The sequence below is a fragment of the Paenibacillus sp. PvR133 genome, assembly GCF_017833155.1.
Classification (GTDB): domain Bacteria; phylum Bacillota; class Bacilli; order Paenibacillales; family Paenibacillaceae; genus Paenibacillus; species Paenibacillus polymyxa_B.
The window spans coordinates 670,734-687,739 of record NZ_JAFIBS010000001.1; the positions used below are offsets into that span (position 1 = coordinate 670,734).

The following is a 17,006-nucleotide window of genomic DNA, read 5'->3' on the forward strand; positions in this document are numbered from 1 at the left end:
TATCCATTCGACATATTCCATGCATTTCCTTTAAAAACTTCTCTATTTCATCATACCGTTTATCATTGTAACAAATTTGTTACCTAAATAGTACCGAAAGTTTTCTGCTTTTGGCACATATATATGAATAATATGGCACACGAGTACGCTATCAAGCTTATCAGACAGGAGACATCTGCATTATGAAAAAAATTCATTTATCTGTCATTTGGATATGGGCTGGTGTTCTGGCGCTGGCCATGTTGTGGGGGGGACTTCATCTGTACGCCGACAGACAAACGCTGCCGGAGGGAGTAAGGGTCGGAGGAGTCAACGTAGGAAGCATGGATTACACAGCCGCTCTCCGGCTGGTGGATAAAAAGCTGGATGCATTAAAGCAACGCCCACTGCTTCTGACGGACAGTGACAGCAGTGCACAGGATATAAAACTTACACTCGGGGAAGCAGGGATTCGTTATAAAGCGGAGGCATTTCGGAATGCCGTGAAGGCGCTCAGCTCGGAGCACCTATGGACTCGTGTGCAGACACGTTTTAGCTTCGAAAAGGAATGGTCTATCACATCTTTCCGACAGAAGGAGATATTGAAAGCCCAATTCGGAGCCGATTGGGAGGAGCAACGATATGGCATGCCTATCAATGCTGTGCGTCAGATTGACGGGAATGATCAGGTTCGTTATATTCCGGGGCGCTCTGCGCGACGTCTGGATTGGCCCAAACTGGACGCCGCACTGGATAAGGCGCTGCCCAAGGATTTTACCGCTTCTGAGGAGCCGATACGAGTGGAATTACCGTTCCTTCAGCTGGAGCCGAAAATTTCGGTGGACAGCCTGCGTAACGAAGGGATTGAGCGTAAAATCGTCCAGTTCTCCACCAGTCTCGGCAGCAGCTCGGAAGGACGTGTGTATAACGTCAATTCAGCGGCAAGCACCGTTGATGGTTTAATTCTCAAGCCAGGCGACATATTCGACTACGGTCAATTGATTGCCAAGGCCGAGCGCACTCATGGCTTTCGTGAAGCTCCAGTGATCGTGAACGGTCAGTTGGAGTCCGGCATAGGCGGCGGGATTTGTCAGGTATCCAGCACGGTGTATAATGCAGCACTGCGAGTCGGTTTGGACATTGTTGAGCGCCGCAACCATTCCTTGCCGGTCAGCTACCTGCCCAAAGGTCAGGATGCGACTTTTGCTACAGGGTCCATTAATTTTCGTTTTAGAAACAATACAGGCAAGCATTTACTACTTCGTGCGGCTGTCCAAAACCGAACGCTTACTGTTAAATTTTTTGGTACATTTCCGTCCAATGTTTCGTATGAACTGGAATCCCATACGGTTCGCATACTTCCCATACCGGAGAAGAGACTCCGTAATGACTCACTTTCTCCCGGCTTCTATCAAGTACTTCGGCAAGGCAAAGAAGGGTATGTGGTAGAAACATTCCGGGTAAAAAAGGTAGACGGAAAAACTGTAGATCGCACCCGAATCAGCCGCGATACGTATCGAGCGCAGCAACGCATTATAGCTAGTTATGGCGGTGGCACATCGTCTGAGCCACAAACACATGAACCCGAGAAATCTATTGTCGAGGACGGTATAAGCGAATAAACGAAAAATCCCCCTTCCACTGTCGGCTGGACTTGTTCCAGGCAGAGTGAAAGGGGGATTTTAGCTATAAATTACTCGCTGCGTTTACCCAAAACAGAAATTTCTACAGGCTCACTTTCGTTACCGTCTGCATCTTCAGCTTTGATTACCAGCCTAACCGTTGCTTTTTGAGTAAGCACACTGATACTAAATGTGCCATCACCTTTGGCTACTGCACTACCGATAGGCAGTTCATTGGAATAGGCGGTTACTGTGGAACCTGCTTTAGCTGTCCCCGTAATTGTACCTTCTCCGTCATACACATCGTTGACTTTCAGTGCTTCCGTAGTTGCAACCGCGTCAGTAGCTGTGTCTGTAGTGCTATCTGTAGTCGTATCCGTAGTTGTTTCTGTATCTGTGTTGGTATCTATTGTTGTAGAGTTATCCGTAGTCGTGCTATCTGTGCTGGTATTTGTGCTGCTATCTTCTGTTTCGCTGCCAGAAGTAGTCGACGTGTTACCATAAGTGGAATCTGTCACGTTGCCGTATGTGGAATCCGTCACCGTTCCACCAGGAGTCGTCGTCAGATTATCAACAGGGCTCAGGTTGTAACCGGAAGCAGCGTCCAGAATAGCAATCGCCTCTGCACGAGTCAGCGACTTCAGTGGCTGGAATTTACCATCTGGATAACCGTTGATGATTTTTTGCTCCGCAGCTGCAGCTACACTTTTCTTCGCCCAAGCTCCAATTTTGTCGGAGTCAATGAATTTAGTAACATCTGCTGCGTTACCGGCAGTGAGTCCAATAGCTTTGCCTACGATAGCCGCAGCCTCTTGACGTGTTACCTTACCATTTGGTTTGAGCTTGTTATCTGCATAGCCGCTTATGTAACCTGCATTCACGGCACTTGTCAGCTCGTTGTATGCCCAGTGAGAAGCTGGTACATCTGTGAACGTTCTGCTTCCATTACCGTTTACTTTTACACTGTCCGCATACGTTACGTCAGTCACTGCTGGAGTATCCTGCGTGAACGTACCCAAGCTGCGATTCAGAAGAACAATAAATTCTGCACGTGTGATTGCCGCATCTGGTTTCACCGCGCCGTCCAATTGTCCTGTGGCTGACCAGCGTTGCACCTGATCTCCTGCCCAATGTCCACTTGTAGTTTGAGGAGCAGCTGCCGCTGCGCTGAATGCGCTAAGAATAAGACCTGTACTCAATACACCTGTAACTGTGTTTCTTAACTTTTTTCCCATGCTATAAATTCCTCCTCTGATTGGATTCATCATTCTTTTTTAAACACTTTACCAGAAATCAAACCCAAATAACCCCCAAATTAAAAAAATCGTCCCATATAACCATACCCCCTCCTAATGTAGGATAAATAAGAAACGGGACTTAATGCCTAGTCATTCACTTGGATATGTATATTTAGACAAGCTAAGGTATACTGAATGAATATTCGGTCATATGCTGGAACACCGCAATGAGGTCACAAAACCCTAAGAAAAGAGGTCTTCTTATGGCTCTTATTCAATGTCAGTTTTATTCTGAAGTTCTTGGTCTGAGCACATCCATGAATGTTATTCTTCCTCAGGCAACCCGTTCGCAAATTGGACTGGAAGGCAAGCAAGGAACCGGGCCACATCCGACGCTGTATTTGCTGCATGGCCTATCGGACGATGATTCAACCTGGTTACGCCGAACCTCCATTGAACGCTATGTCGCCTCATTGGGCCTAGCTGTCGTCATGCCCCAGGTACATCGGAGTTTCTATACGAATATGGAGCAAGGCGCGGCTTATTGGACCTTTATCAGCGAAGAATTGCCGGCTTTGGCACGTTCATTCTTTCCTCTGTCCGACAAGCGTGAAGATAATTTTGTAGCCGGGCTTTCTATGGGTGGATATGGTGCTTTCAAACTGGCGCTCCGGCATCCAGAGCGTTTTGCAGCCGCTGCCAGCCTTTCGGGAGTCATGGATTTACACGCATCACGCACCGATCCTATGCAAAATGCGATGAATCCAGCGGAATGGCTTAACATTTTTGGTCCAGATGAAATACGTGGAACGGATCACGATTTGCTGGAACTGTTACAACGTCATGCTGCCTTGGGAACCTCACTTCCCCGGCTCTACCAATGCTGCGGCACGGAGGATTTCCTATATAAGGGAAATCAGGATTTTCGTGAAACATGTAATACTGCCGGAGTTCCGCTGACCTACGAAGAAGGTCCTGGAGCTCATGAATGGGGATACTGGGACGCGAAAATTCAGGATGTACTGGCGTGGCTACCGCTCCAAGAGCACTAAACAAGTTAAAAAATCCCCGCAGCTTCCCTCATCGCACCATGGCGAAGGGATAGGCTCGGGGATTTTTATGCACATTAGGGATTTGTCGTGGTCTCCGTCGATGGAGATCCTTTAGTTAGTGACTTGGGTAGCACCTTGTACAAGCGCCACTCACCGTTAAACTCACGTTCAAGCTGGACCCAAGGAGCGCCTTTTTCATATAAATTCGGATATACCATATTGATTTTACTCAGTGGCATGCCTGACATGATCTTAGGTACAAGGATATAATCCACATGGTTATCCTGCGGATAACTTAATGCCTTATTGAACAAATAATCACTGGTAATCAGGAAGCGTTTTGGATATTGGCTGTAGACAATCATGGTGTAGGCTGAAGCCGAATCGGTCATAATGGTAGACTTCGGCAGATGCTCATCCAACCAGACGGCAATCTTACGATCTGACTCCTGTCTCACATAGTTCACATTCCCCGTTCGTGTGAGAAAGCTGTTCTCATCCGGTGCAATATCCGGGCGAGTCAATGCATAGGAAAGTAATCCAGCGGTAAGCAGCAGACTGACGGACACCAGGCCAAAGGCTGCCCTCCGCCATCGTCCCTGAAGCTGGCTCAGCTCATAGGGCAACCAGGCTACGGTAATTGGGAACACGTACATAAAATAACGAAACCATCCGTACGAAGATTGCTTCATCATGAGTAAAAATTGCAACCCTGGCACTGACAGGAACAGCAGCAAAATAATCAATGTTCCCCATCGGAACAAGCGTCCACTCAACAGACGAATGAACAGAATAGCAAACAACGGTACCGAATACCAGAGTGTTTTGGAAGCAATAAATTTCAAGGCCACCAGCGGATTGGAGAAAATCTCTACAAACTTATCATCATTCAGCAGCTCTGCCGATTGGGCCGTGTTCGAATACTCCGAATTCAGGAAATAAAAAGCATTCCCCATAATGAGATAGTTAAAGAAAATCCACAACAGCCCGGAAAAGACCACGGGGAGCAGAAGCAGTAACCAAGTTGCCTCTACCTTGTGCAGTTTTTCTCGCAAGGCCAGTTCACGTCTGCCCATGTTCCGATGAAGAAACATGATCGCCAATACCACTCCACCCGCCATTGCCACGCCCAGAGGAACCGCTTCATAGCGAGTCCAGAACGCCATGGCAAGCGCTAATCCAGAAACAATAAGACTTGCCGTCATGCGATCCTTGAGCCACAATGCAAACTCAATCACCGTCATCATAATGAAGTATATGTATAGCGAATCGCTCAGCCCATTGGCACCAAACAGTAAAATAAACGGATTCAGTGCATACAACAGTGCCAGCATGATGCTCATCCGTGAGCTAAGCCCTGTTCTGACCCCCGCCCGATACAGCAACATAGCGGTCAAAGCAGCAAAGGTAGCACTAAGAATGACAGCAGCCAATCCATAGGTGGCTAATGCCGGAAAGATTGGATACAGCAGTAGAATCACCATTTCCAGAAGACTGGGTAGTGGATTCCAGATAAATCCGATTGCGCCCAGATGCGGGTCCCGGCTGTACAACACATAAAATGCATTAGCTACGCGACTGAGCGCGTCTGTGTGCATATATCCCAGAACATAGCTGAAATAGATGCCCGCAGACAGTTCCAATGCAAGTATAAATACAAACAGACCTATAGCCATCCATCTGCTTGCAGACCATTTGCGAAAGGACATTCCTCTCGTTCCCCCTCAAACTTCTTGCGGTGATACAGCTGTAGCCTACTCACACCCTACAGCTGTATGCTTTCCTCCGCTACGATGCACTAAAATATCATAATTATTTCGATTCTGCATGCTCTATTTTGTACAGTCGCCACTGACCGTCAAAGTCATGTACCAACGAGGCCCACGGCGCTCCCTTTTCGAACAAATCAGGATAGTTCCGGTTCACCTGATCCAGCGGTACCCCATCCACCAAGCGCGTGACCAAGACATAATCCACCTTGGAAGCAGGCAGATCCATTAAAGATTCCCCAAAATCAAAATCACTCGTAATCATAAACTTCTTCGGAATTTTGCTGCTCAAAATGATCGGATAGGCGGCATAAGAATCTGTCAAAATGAGAGATGAACCATAATGCTCATCCAGCCACGGCGCTATTTTCCGCTCAATAATTTGCCGTTCGTAGCTTTCATTACCACTATGCGTTAAATAGCTGTGTTCATCTGCTGCAATCGCGGGGTTCGTCAGTGCGTAGGATAACAAGCCTGCTGTTACCAACATTCCTGCTGTTACCAGAGAGATTCCGATCCCCCTCATTTTTCCCTTCAATAAACTTAGCTCATACGGCAACCAGGCAACTGTAATCGGGAATACATACATAAAATATCGGAACCATCCAAAAGAAGACTGCTTGAGCATCAGCAAAAGCTGAAGTCCTGGCACCGATAAAAAAATGGCCAGTAGCGTTAACGTGCTCCAACTCAACAGACGTTTGTCCAATAGTCGTATGAGCAAAATCGCAATCAACGGAGCAGCATACCATAAGGTTCGTTGCCCGATAAACTTTAGCATCAGCACAGGGTGGGCAAACATGGCCACGAAGCGTTGATCCTCCAACAAAGCCGCTGATTGTGTGGAATTGGAATATTGCGAGCGTAAAAAGTAAAGCGGATCGCCCATGATAATCCAGTTAAAAAAGAGCCACAGCAGACCGGAAAAGACAAGTGGCAACAACAATAGAAGCCATGTCGCTTCCACCTTGTATAGGCGCTCTTTTAAAGACAATTCCGTTCTAACCCTCTCTCTGTTTGTACGCCACCGATGCAGAAAAAAGATCGTCAGCAGGACACCCAAAGCCATCGCAACGCCAAGCGGGACCGCTTCATAGCGTACCCAAAATGCCAATGCAAGCGCAAAACCGGATACGATCAAATGCGCCGCCTTGCGATCCTTCAACCACATACAAAATCGACTCACAGTCAACAGGATGAAAAAGATATATGGCGAGTCACTTAAGCCGTTGAAGCCAAACAGAAACATAAATGGATTCAGTGAAAATAATAGCGCAATTAGCAAACTGGTTGCACCGTGAAGCCCCAACTGTTTGCCCGTCGCATACAATAATGCCGTGCTCGCCCCTGCAAACAGGCTGCTCACAATCACTGCCGCCAGCCCGTGGGAAGCGAGTACCGGAAATAAAGGATAAAATAACAGCACTATCAGTTCCATCAAACTGGGCAGCGGATTCCATACAAACCCGATAGCACCCAAGTGTGGGTCACGACTGTATAGCACATAAAATGCGTTAGCCACTCGACTGAGCGCATCGGTATGCATATAGCCAAGATGCCATGCAAAATACACACCCACGGCCAGTTCAAGAGTAGTAATACAAGCAAACAATGATAGCAATTTTCCGTGTTTTCTTAAAATCATGAAACCTCTTTCTGACGCTGTTGCGGAACGGAGAAGATCCAGTAACGGTTCCAGATATAATTATGAACAGGCACGATGATGGTAGTTAGTACTTCACCGATCAGATACGACCAACCGATCCAGTGAATGGTCACGTACATCAGAGCGGCATTTAAGAGCAAGCCACAGGTACAGACCAATAAATATTTAAGAAACTGGGTGCGGCTTCCCTCGCCGGTAGGCTCGAACGTCCAGTTTCGGTTCAGCACATACGAAACGAGCAATGTAACCACGAATCCGATTGTAGTAGCCGTTACTGCTGGTACCGTAAACAACTCCACCAGCAACACAAGCACACCAACATGGATACCTGTACCCAGCAGCCCCACAATACCGTATTTAATGATTGGATACTTTAGATATGAACGTCTGATCATGTTGATTAAACTCCCTGTCCACCCACAATCGGTCAGCATTCGCCCGTTTATCTGCTATCAGATAGCGAGGCCTAGCTTTGACTTCGTGATATATGGCGGCAATATATTCTCCTACCACACCAATTGACAGCATGAGTACACTGCCAATAATCAAGAGCAGCAAAATGACAGTGGTAAAACCGGTCACAGCATCACCCGTTAATTTGCGCATTAAGGTCTGAATCCCCAATACGACTGAAATCAGCATAAAAATGAGGCCCATCAGACTTACTACTCGCAACGGTACTGTCGAAAACGAAACGATCGCTTCTGCTGCCAGTCGAGTCAGCCCTAACGGACTCCAGCGGCTTGGCCCCTCTTCGCGTGGAGCCACCCGGAATGAAATCTGGGTTTTGCGGAAACCTAACCAGGCCGTCATCCCACGGAAAAACGGCATCCGTTCTGGCATCGCCATCCAGGCATCCACCACTCGTCGATCCAGTAGCTTATAATCGGAGGCATCCTTGAGATTAAAGCCCGTCAAGCGGTTCAGGGTCGCGTAGAACAAAGAAGCTCCGAGCTTTTTGCCCACCGACTCTTCTCCCCGAAATTCTTTCACACATTCGACCAAATCATAACCTTCATTTTGCCATAAACGTACCATTTCACCAATCATTTCAGGAGGATGCTGCAAATCACCGTCCATGACAATGATTGCATCGCCAGAGGCATTTTCCAAACCTGCACACAACGCCAGTTCCTTACCGAAGTTCCGACTCAGTCGGAGCGCGAGCAAAGAGGGCATACGACGGGACAATTCGGACAGCTTGAGCCACGTATCGTCTTTGGAACCATCATCTACTATGATGAGCTCATAGCGTGAGGTGACAACAGACAATACCCCATCAATTACCTTAAGTGAACGCTCGAGATGCGAGCTTTCATTATACATGGGAATGACGACGGATAAAAAAGGTGTTTTTGTCTCCATTCTTGCTCCTTCTTTCTTCATATTCAGGAGGACTGTGCCGGGGTATCATCCAAATCGTGCATATCGGTCAGACCATGTGTCGTCTTCTCCCAATAGAACGGCTTGGTAATGAGCTGCCAAGCGGCTTTCACCGCAGCTATACTCATAAGTACCCAATATAACGGCGAGAGTAGCCCGTATTTGACCATTGCGTATGAAAATGTTCGTTCACCGCGCTCTTCCAGTTCCCCGATGACCCAATACATTCCGGCCACGTTACTGAATACGAACAGAAAGTTACCGATATAAAATTCCGCGCTGGCCAGGTAATACACATACCCCGGGAACAGCTTGGGAATAAAGGATAATTCCCAGCCAAACCATAAAATAAGCAAACCCCAAAAAATCGGATTCAGCAACGGCAACATCGGAGTTGCCAAGATCATCACCTGAAAGCCGAAAAAGCCCTTCCAGCCCACTTCGCGCACCAGCTTAACCGGATTGCGCATATGAACCAGCCATGTCTGCATATACCCCTTGATCCAGCGTGACCGCTGACGAATCCAGTTGCCCACGCGGCTGTTAGCTTCCTCCCATGTGCGGGAATCGACAATAGCAGTTTTGTAGCCGCCTTTATACAGACGTATGCCCAGATCGGCATCCTCGGTTACATTGTAGGGGTCCCACGCATTAATATCTTTCAATACAGATACCCGAAAATGATTGGATGTGCCGCCTAAAGGAATTGGGGTATCTAACTGCATAATACCCGGCAGCAGTAACTCGAACCACATACTGTATTCTTGAGTGAACCAGCGGGTCAGCAAATTTTGTGTACTATTAAAGTAGTTGAGCTTCGCTTGAATACATGCATAATGCTCAGGGAGTGAATCGAACGCTGCAATGACCTTTTTAAGCTGATCAGCGTCGGGACGATCCTCAGCATCGTAAATCACGACAAACTCGCCACGTGCCCGAATAAGTCCATAATTACATGCCTTCGGCTTGGTTTTCGGCAAACCGTCTGGAACGACCAGTGTCGTGTAATAGGCCGGCAGCTTCATTTCACGGAGTAGCTCAATCGTCTCAATGTCATCCTCTTCAATCAGCAGCCGCACATCCAGCTTGGACTTTGGATAATCCAGCTGCTCCAAATTCCGCAACAACATCGGAAGCACGCCCGCCTCCTTATACATAGGTACAAGAATGGTATAGATCGGCAGTTTCTTTTCATCCATGGCGTCAACCTCTTCCTTCGTAAAACGAAGCTGCGCCCCACGCCGGGAACCGAGATAAATAATGCCAAATTTAAATAGCGTCATCGCAAAATAAAACAGCTGAATCATCATATTGATGATCAACACCGTTTTCCAACTGTTCCACAAGAGACCGAGCAGTGTAATCATACCCATAGCTGCGAACACCCAAAGTTGTCCCTTTGTAAAAGTCGTCCGCGCCGAATTGTGCGGTTCTTTTTCCAATAGCCCAGTCGTGCTCTCCTGCATCATTTCTTCACCGTAGATTTTACCCCAGAGCTGCTCCATTTCTTCCTTCGTAGCAAGCACCTGCTCTACCGGCATACCCAGGATTTCCTCCAGCTTCAAGCGTCGCTCTTCTGGCAACGGATCGCTAACCGCCACAATATATCGGTTCATATACTGATGGATGACGACCACGCCATAAGCCATTGCCACTTGCTCGGGTAGTTTGTACGCCGCATCCAGCGCCAGCTCCTCACCAATGCGCCCGATTCGGTTCTGTGTAGCAATCGCGCGGTACAAATCCGCAGGTTCCAGCATTTGCAATGACAGCAAGATGTCGCCGAGCAGCCCGCCGCTCTTCGCCTGGAACTCCAGTGCGCGCTCCAGTTGTTCCGGTAATATATAGCCGGAACGAACCAGCATATCGCCTAGGCGCTCCTTGGACTCGTCGCCGCCAACCTGTTCCTGTAGCTGCTCGGCTGTAATGAAGCCCATTTCTACAAGAATATCGCCCAACCTGCCACCGTAACGCTTCTGGTTACGGATGGCATCTGTCAGCTGATCGCGGGTGATCATCCCGTTCTCCACCAGTTGATCCCCCAGACGGGCCTTGCCGTTTCGTCCGCTCTGCGTTCCTGTTGCGGCCTCTTCGCCTTCCGTACCAGGGATACTGGAAGCAGCGTCCATAGCAGCTCCTGCTGCTGTCTGTTCCTGCCCAGATGCATATTGGACTTGAGCCTCCTGTACCTGTCCATCCTGTAACCCTTCATCCAGCAATTGTTCCACAGTTGCTGCTGTATCATTGGCATTCTGTATCGCCTGGATACGAAGTTCTGTATCCTGAAGTCGCCGTTCCAACTCTTCAATATGAAAATCAAGCTTGTACAGCACCGGGGCCTGCTCTAACCGCTGAGCCTCTAGCTGTTGTTGCAGTTGTTCGATTCGCTGACGCTCTTCTTTTATTCTTCTCTTGGTTTGGCGAATTGAAACTCCTCCAACCTGCCACCTAAGCTTGTCACCCATGAATTCCCGCCCTTTCAATCCAGCGCCGCTCTTCCGCAAGCGCATCCGCAAGCAGCTGCTTTAACTCCGCATCCCGCTGCTTTTTCCGTTCCAGCGCCGCGTGGAAAAGTTCCCGCTCCTCACGCAGTAACTCCTCCGCTTGCACCCGTTCCTCATGCAATGAAGATATCAGTTGATCGGCTTCAGAAGCGCGATAACCGAACCAAGCGCTCTTTAACTGACGCGCCGTCCTTTTAGTTCTCATAATACCTCCCTAGATCATCCCGACTCTGCCTTCAGCTACATCGCTACCTTAGAGCTTTTACTTGCCGTTCTCCCGAAACCAGGACATACCTATGTTCTCATTCAAGCCCTTCATTTACACATTTATGAAATTGGCCTAATCAAAAGTGCCTCTAGTAACTTGACATTTATTTATTGAATATAGTTCTTGTCCTATTGAATTGGTAATTCAATGAAAAACTTAGTGCTATTCTACCATAATCATCGTAGGCGTAGTATACAAAAATGTAAATTCTAGAAACTTTCACACTAGCGTATTAGTAGGTATTTAGAACTATAAATTAAATGCTTTGAAAAATACCTTCCAGGAAATCTATGCATTTCATGATCATTGGGATCATGAATAAAACAAATACCTCAAAAAGCACAAAAGACACCGCGAACGGTGCCTTTGAAACCTAGATTGCTAATTCCTTAAAATCTGATTTTACACAGCATCCCGCTACTGTGCAAGACAATAATATCTTTCTTTACTGATTAATTTTTCGGCTTGTGCCCTTCAAACCATGTTGATGTATTCGCCAGGAGCTGTTCACTGCGCCCAATGGCTGCCTGTACCTGCCCAGTAGCGGTTCCGCCATATACATTCCGTGCATTAACTACCGCTTCTGGTTGAAGCACCTCATAAATACGATCGTCGAACAGATCCGAAAACTGCTGAAATTCGTCCAGTGTCAGATCAAGCAAATATTTTCCATGCTGGATGCAATACAGCACGGTTTTGCCAATGACCTCATGCGCCTGACGGAACGGAAGCCCTTTGCCGACCAAAAAGTCCGCAATATCAGTTGCATTGGAGAAATCCTGGTTGACCGCTTGACGCATGCGATCCTTGTTCACCTTCATCGTGGCGATCATCGGTGCGAACAGTTGCAAGGCTCCTTCCAGCGTGGCAACGGTATCGAACATCCCTTCCTTGTCCTCCTGCATGTCCTTGTTGTATGCCAGCGGCAAGGATTTCAGTACAGTCAACAAGCCCATGAGGTTTCCATAGACACGTCCGGTTTTACCACGTACCAGCTCGGGCACGTCCGGGTTTTTCTTCTGCGGCATAATGCTGCTGCCTGTGCAAAAAGCATCATCCAGCTCGATAAAACCAAACTCCGTGCTGCTCCATAGCACCAATTCTTCGCTCAGACGAGACAAATGCGTCATAATCAGCGAGGCGCCAGCCAGGAACTCTACGATAAAATCCCGGTCGCTGACGGCATCGAGGCTATTTTCATATACGCCATCAAATCCCAGTTGCTCGGCTACAAAATGACGGTCGATCGGAAAAGTGGTCCCGGCCAAAGCGCCAGCACCGAGCGGCAACACGTTAATCCGCTTGTAGCTGTCTTTGAGTCGGTCAATATCACGCTCCAGCATAGACACATACGCCAGCAGATGATGTGCAAATAAAATAGGCTGCGCACGCTGCAAGTGTGTGTATCCAGGTACGATCGTGTCCAGATTATCCTTTGCCTGGCCAACTAATGCAGCTTGTACATCATGCAGCATACCCACCAGCGATACCACGCGTCCGCGCAAATACAAGTGCATATCCGTTGCTACCTGATCGTTACGGCTGCGTCCAGTGTGCAGCTTACCCCCGACCGGACCAATGGCCTCGATTAGATTTTTTTCGATATTCATGTGAATATCCTCATCCGAAACAGAAAATTCAATTTCCCCACGGCGGATACGCTCTAGGACCGTGTGCAGTCCTTCCTTGATCGTGTCTGCATCCTCCTGCGGAATAATTCCACATTTCCCCAGCATGGCCACATGAGCCAAACTGCCTTGAATATCTTCTTCCGCCAACGCCTGATCAAACCCGATAGAAGCCGTATATTCCTCTACCAGCTTGTTCGTTTGCTTCGTAAACCGTCCGCCCCATAGCTTACTCATTGCATGATCCCCTCTCTGCAATACAAGCCGCCCTCGTCGTTTGGACAAGAACGGCCCGCATCCCGTACATTTTTTAGGTTACATCATTATTTATGATTTTGTGTTACGCCCGCGTTGACCTTCAAACGCAGAGCATTCAAGCGGATAAAGCCTGTTGCATCGCCTTGATCGTAGGCTTGTGTCGGATCGGCTTCCATGGTCGCGATGTCCGGGTTGTACAAGCTAACCGGACTTTTAACGCCTGCACCGATAATGTTGCCTTTGTACAGCTTCACGCGCACGGTACCACTGACATTTTTCTGACTCTCATGAACCAGAGCCTGCAAAGCGACACGTTCCGGTGCGAACCAGAAACCGTTGTAAACCAAGGTAGCATAACGGGTAATCAGACTATCACGCAGATTCATAACCTCGCGATCCATCGTGATAGATTCCATTTTACGGTGAGCTGTGAACAGGATCGTACCGCCCGGCGTCTCATAGACTCCCCGACTCTTCATACCAACAAAACGGTTCTCCACCATATCCACACGTCCGATACCATGCTTGCCGCCCAGCTCATTCAGTTTTTCCATCACTTGCAGTGGATTTAGCTGTTCTCCGTTCAAAGCGACGCAGTTACCTGCTTCAAATTCTAATTCCAAATATTCTGCTTCATCAGGAGCGTCCTCAGGCGCGTTGCTGAGCAAGAACATTTCTTTATTTTCAGGAGCACTTGGATCAAACCAAGGGTCCTCCAGCACGCCGCTTTCATAGCTGATATGCAGCAGATTACGGTCCATGGAGTATGGCTTGGCTGCAGAAGCAGTTACCGGAATGTCGTGTTTTTCCGCATAGGCAATCATTTCTGCACGGCCCGGGAACTGATTGCGGAACTCTTCCAGCCGCCAAGGAGCGATCACCTTGATATCCGGCGTCAACGCCGCCGCGTTCAGCTCGAAGCGTACCTGATCGTTACCTTTGCCTGTTGCCCCGTGAGCAATGGCTGTTGCTCCCTCGGCAATCGCAATATCGACCATCCGCTTAGCGATCAATGGACGTGCAATACTCGTTCCGAGCAAATATTGTCCTTCATATAAAGCACCCGCCTGGAACATCGGATAAATAAAATCCTTGGCGAATTCATCACGCAGATCATCAATGTACACTTTGGAGGCCCCCGTAGCGAGTGCTTTTTCCTCCAAACCGTCCAGTTCTTCCTTTTGACCGATATCTGCGGTGAATGCGATGATTTCAGCATCATAAGTTTCTTTGAGCCATTTCAGAATGACCGACGTATCCAGACCGCCGGAATATGCGAGTACGATTTTTTCTTTTGCCATTGTTGAAGTCCTCCCCGATTGCTTACCTTTATCTTCTTTACCTATCAATACCTATCAATCTTATGCCATTAAAGCAACTAACAGTGCTTTTTGCGCATGCAGACGATTCTCCGCTTCATCAAAAATGACCGAATTCGGACCATCGATTACGCCTGCGCTCACTTCTTCCCCACGATGCGCAGGGAGACAGTGCAGGAATAAATAATCCGGCTTCGCCAGCTTGACCAGCTCCTCATTCACCTGGAAGTCGGCAAAAGCAAGCTCCCGCTCCTTCTGCTCTTCCTCAAAGCCCATGCTCGCCCACACATCTGTGTAGATCGCATCCGCATTTTGTACTGCTTCCTGCGGACTTTGGGTTATAACGATCTCACTACCTGTCTGTTTGGCAATTTCACGGGAAGCTGCGACCACACTCGGGTCAGGCTCGTATCCAGCTGGACTTGCGATGGACACATGCACTCCAAGCTTCGCTCCCCCAATCAAGAGGGAATGAGCCATATTGTTACCGTCTCCGATGTAAGCCAATTTGAGCCCTTTTAGCTTACCCTTTTGCTCATACAAGGTTTGATAATCAGCTAGCACTTGGCACGGATGAGCTAAATCACTCAATCCATTGATCACAGGAACGGACGCATAACGTGCCAACTCTACAACATTATCGTGCCCAAAGGTACGAATCATAATGCCATCTAGATAACGTGACATGACTTGAGCCATGTCGCTAATCGGTTCGCCGCGTCCCAGTTGAATGTCATTTTTGCTGAGGAAAAGAGCATGCCCACCCAATTGATACATACCGACTTCGAAAGATACCCGTGTACGTGTAGAGGATTTTTCGAAAATCAGTCCGAGCGTTTTCCCTTTTAGCGGCTGATAGGTTTCTCCGTTTTTGTGCTTACGCTTAATTTCAATGGCGAGATCAATTAAATACTGGATTTCCTCTGGAGAGTAATCGTCCAGTTCCAGGAAGTCCCGCCCCTTCAAATTCATCTGCTGCAGTGCGCCGCCCTGGCTCATGCTATCGTCTCCTTTTACACTCTAGTCTAGGATGATTTGGCCTTTACACTAAGCCACATGCTCCCGAATCAATTCAGCAATCAATGTTACAGCCTGATCTATTTCGTCTTTCGTTACATACAAGTTAGGCAACAGACGAATCACGTTCGGTCCTGCTGTAATGAACAGAATCCCCTTCTTCTGTCCTGCCAAAACAAGCTCCGCTACCGGTTCTGCACACTCAATACCGACCATCAGACCTTTTCCACGGATATCCTTTACAAAAGGACTATCTCCAAGCTGCTTTTGCAGACTATGGAAAAGGTAATCTCCCATCTCAGCTGCACGTTCTGGTAGCTTGTCATCAATAATCGTTTCAATAGTAGCTTGAACCGCTGCCATAGCAAGTGGCGTACCTCCAAAGGTAGAACCATGACTGCCCGCTGTGAACGCTTCACGCAAATATCCTTTGCCTAGCATCGCACCCACAGAGAAACCACTGCCCAGTCCTTTCGCCAATGTAAAGATATCCGGCTCTATACCATAGTGCTCAAAGGAAAACAGTTTGCCCGTCCGTCCCATACCTGTTTGTACCTCGTCAATGATCAGCAGCAAACCATGCTCGCGGCACAACTTTGTGATCACATCTACGAAAGCAGGGTCTACCGGATACATGCCGCCTTCGGCCTGCACCATTTCCAGCATAATTGCCGCCGTATGCTCACTGATGGCTGCTTCAAGCGCCGTCTGATCATGAAGCGGAACACTTTTGAACCCGGCAGGAAGCGGTAAAAAGCCCTCTTTAACTTTATCCTGACCCGTAGCGGTCAAGGTTGCCAGCGTCCGTCCGTGGAAGGATTGCGTGAACGTAATGATTTCGTAGCGACCGGTCTGCTTTACCTTCTGGTGGTAACGACGCGCCAGCTTAATTGCAGCTTCATTCGCTTCGGCCCCGCTGTTGCAGAAAAACACAGCATCCGCGCTGCTATTGGCTGTCAGCAAGGCAGCGGCTCGTTCTTGCCCCGGAATATGAAACAGATTGGATACATGCCACAGTTCATCGATCTGTTTTTTCAATCGCTCAGCTACTGCTTGAGGCGCATGGCCGAGATTGGTAACGGCAATGCCTGACATGAAATCCAGATAACGCTTGCCCTGATCATCCCACAGCCAGCTTCCTTGTCCTTTTACCAGCGTAAGCGGGTATCTTGCATAGGTTGGAAAAAGAGAGCTTTCTGTCTGCGCTTTTGCCGACACCTTTTCCGTTTGCACTCCGCTTCCATCCGTACTTGGCATTTCCTCGCTCACCAGCGTATTCGGTTCCTTACTCATTATGTTCACG

The 17,006-nt window shown here is 48.2% G+C and carries 13 protein-coding genes; 2 read left to right on the plus strand and 11 right to left on the minus strand.

Annotation, left to right across the window (positions count from 1 at the left end):
* Window positions 1–182: 182 nt before the first annotated feature.
* On the plus strand, window positions 183–1,601 hold the full coding sequence (locus JOE49_RS02985) for a VanW family protein (protein ID WP_209940530.1): 1,419 nt from the start codon (window positions 183–185) through the stop codon (window positions 1,599–1,601).
* Between the two features lie 71 nt (window positions 1,602–1,672).
* On the opposite strand, the gene JOE49_RS02990 is transcribed toward JOE49_RS02985, so the two are convergent.
* The gene (locus tag JOE49_RS02990) at window positions 1,673–2,836 is read right to left on the minus strand and encodes an S-layer homology domain-containing protein (RefSeq protein ID WP_209940531.1); all 1,164 of its coding nucleotides are present in this window, start codon (window positions 2,834–2,836) and stop codon (window positions 1,673–1,675) included.
* Window positions 2,837–3,102: 266 nt separating this feature from the next.
* Here JOE49_RS02990 and JOE49_RS02995 point away from each other — a divergent pair, with 266 nt between their 5' ends.
* A complete protein-coding gene (locus tag JOE49_RS02995) occupies window positions 3,103–3,891 on the plus strand; it encodes an alpha/beta hydrolase (protein WP_209940532.1) in 789 nt (262 codons plus the stop codon).
* A gap of 74 nt (window positions 3,892–3,965) precedes the next feature.
* Here the strand turns inward: JOE49_RS02995 and JOE49_RS03000 are convergent, their stop codons facing one another.
* The 10 genes from JOE49_RS03000 to JOE49_RS03045 form a co-directional block, all read right to left on the minus strand.
* On the minus strand, window positions 3,966–5,600 hold the full coding sequence (locus tag JOE49_RS03000; protein ID WP_075154842.1) for a glycosyltransferase family 39 protein: 1,635 nt from the start codon (window positions 5,598–5,600) through the stop codon (window positions 3,966–3,968).
* 103 nt (window positions 5,601–5,703) lie between these two features.
* Window positions 5,704–7,305, minus strand: coding sequence for an ArnT family glycosyltransferase (locus JOE49_RS03005; RefSeq protein ID WP_209940533.1), 1,602 nt, complete (start codon window positions 7,303–7,305; stop codon window positions 5,704–5,706).
* On the minus strand, window positions 7,302–7,721 hold the full coding sequence (locus tag JOE49_RS03010) for a GtrA family protein (RefSeq protein ID WP_023990626.1): 420 nt from the start codon (window positions 7,719–7,721) through the stop codon (window positions 7,302–7,304). Before JOE49_RS03010 ends, JOE49_RS03005 begins: the two co-directional genes overlap by 4 nt.
* Window positions 7,684–8,691 carry a glycosyltransferase family 2 protein gene (locus JOE49_RS03015; protein WP_023990627.1) on the minus strand — a complete coding sequence of 336 codons (1,008 nt, stop codon included), beginning with the start codon at window positions 8,689–8,691 and terminating at the stop codon, window positions 7,684–7,686. Before JOE49_RS03015 ends, JOE49_RS03010 begins: the two co-directional genes overlap by 38 nt.
* 23 nt (window positions 8,692–8,714) lie before the next feature.
* Window positions 8,715–11,174 carry a cyclic di-GMP-binding domain-containing protein, MshE-related gene (locus JOE49_RS03020; protein ID WP_209940534.1) on the minus strand — a complete coding sequence of 820 codons (2,460 nt, stop codon included), beginning with the start codon at window positions 11,172–11,174 and terminating at the stop codon, window positions 8,715–8,717.
* Complete coding sequence (locus JOE49_RS03025; RefSeq protein WP_023990629.1) at window positions 11,167–11,418, minus strand: hypothetical protein; 252 nt, start codon at window positions 11,416–11,418, stop codon at window positions 11,167–11,169. Before JOE49_RS03025 ends, JOE49_RS03020 begins: the two co-directional genes overlap by 8 nt.
* Before the next feature lie 515 nt (window positions 11,419–11,933).
* Window positions 11,934–13,346: an argininosuccinate lyase gene (gene argH / locus JOE49_RS03030; protein ID WP_209940535.1), complete on the minus strand. Its 1,413-nt coding sequence runs from the start codon at window positions 13,344–13,346 to the stop codon at window positions 11,934–11,936.
* A gap of 86 nt (window positions 13,347–13,432) precedes the next feature.
* Entirely contained in the window at window positions 13,433–14,668 is a 1,236-nt protein-coding gene (locus tag JOE49_RS03035; protein WP_013312249.1) for an argininosuccinate synthase, read from the minus strand.
* A 60-nt stretch (window positions 14,669–14,728) separates the two neighbouring features.
* Window positions 14,729–15,685 (minus strand): ornithine carbamoyltransferase, encoded by a 957-nt coding sequence (gene argF / locus JOE49_RS03040; RefSeq protein WP_071558148.1) that lies wholly within the window; start codon window positions 15,683–15,685, stop codon window positions 14,729–14,731.
* Window positions 15,686–15,733: 48 nt separating this feature from the next.
* Window positions 15,734–16,996 carry an acetylornithine transaminase gene (locus JOE49_RS03045; RefSeq protein WP_023990633.1) on the minus strand — a complete coding sequence of 421 codons (1,263 nt, stop codon included), beginning with the start codon at window positions 16,994–16,996 and terminating at the stop codon, window positions 15,734–15,736.
* Window positions 16,997–17,006: the final 10 nt, after the last annotated feature.

Coding starts and splice junctions, on each gene's coding strand:
- JOE49_RS03020 (WP_209940534.1), bottom strand. CDS start 11,174: ATGGGTGACAAGCTTAGGTGGCAGGTTGGAGGAGTTTCAATTCGCCAA.
- JOE49_RS03015 (WP_023990627.1), bottom strand. CDS start 8,691: ATGGAGACAAAAACACCTTTTTTATCCGTCGTCATTCCCATGTATAAT.
- JOE49_RS03010 (WP_023990626.1), bottom strand. CDS start 7,721: ATGATCAGACGTTCATATCTAAAGTATCCAATCATTAAATACGGTATT.
- JOE49_RS03000 (WP_075154842.1), bottom strand. CDS start 5,600: ATGTCCTTTCGCAAATGGTCTGCAAGCAGATGGATGGCTATAGGTCTG.
- JOE49_RS02985 (WP_209940530.1), top strand. CDS start 183: ATGAAAAAAATTCATTTATCTGTCATTTGGATATGGGCTGGTGTTCTG.
- JOE49_RS03025 (WP_023990629.1), bottom strand. CDS start 11,418: ATGAGAACTAAAAGGACGGCGCGTCAGTTAAAGAGCGCTTGGTTCGGT.
- JOE49_RS03045 (WP_023990633.1), bottom strand. CDS start 16,996: ATGAGTAAGGAACCGAATACGCTGGTGAGCGAGGAAATGCCAAGTACG.
- JOE49_RS03005 (WP_209940533.1), bottom strand. CDS start 7,305: ATGATTTTAAGAAAACACGGAAAATTGCTATCATTGTTTGCTTGTATT.
- JOE49_RS02995 (WP_209940532.1), top strand. CDS start 3,103: ATGGCTCTTATTCAATGTCAGTTTTATTCTGAAGTTCTTGGTCTGAGC.
- argF (WP_071558148.1), bottom strand. CDS start 15,685: ATGAGCCAGGGCGGCGCACTGCAGCAGATGAATTTGAAGGGGCGGGAC.
- JOE49_RS02990 (WP_209940531.1), bottom strand. CDS start 2,836: ATGGGAAAAAAGTTAAGAAACACAGTTACAGGTGTATTGAGTACAGGT.
- JOE49_RS03035 (WP_013312249.1), bottom strand. CDS start 14,668: ATGGCAAAAGAAAAAATCGTACTCGCATATTCCGGCGGTCTGGATACG.
- argH (WP_209940535.1), bottom strand. CDS start 13,346: ATGAGTAAGCTATGGGGCGGACGGTTTACGAAGCAAACGAACAAGCTG.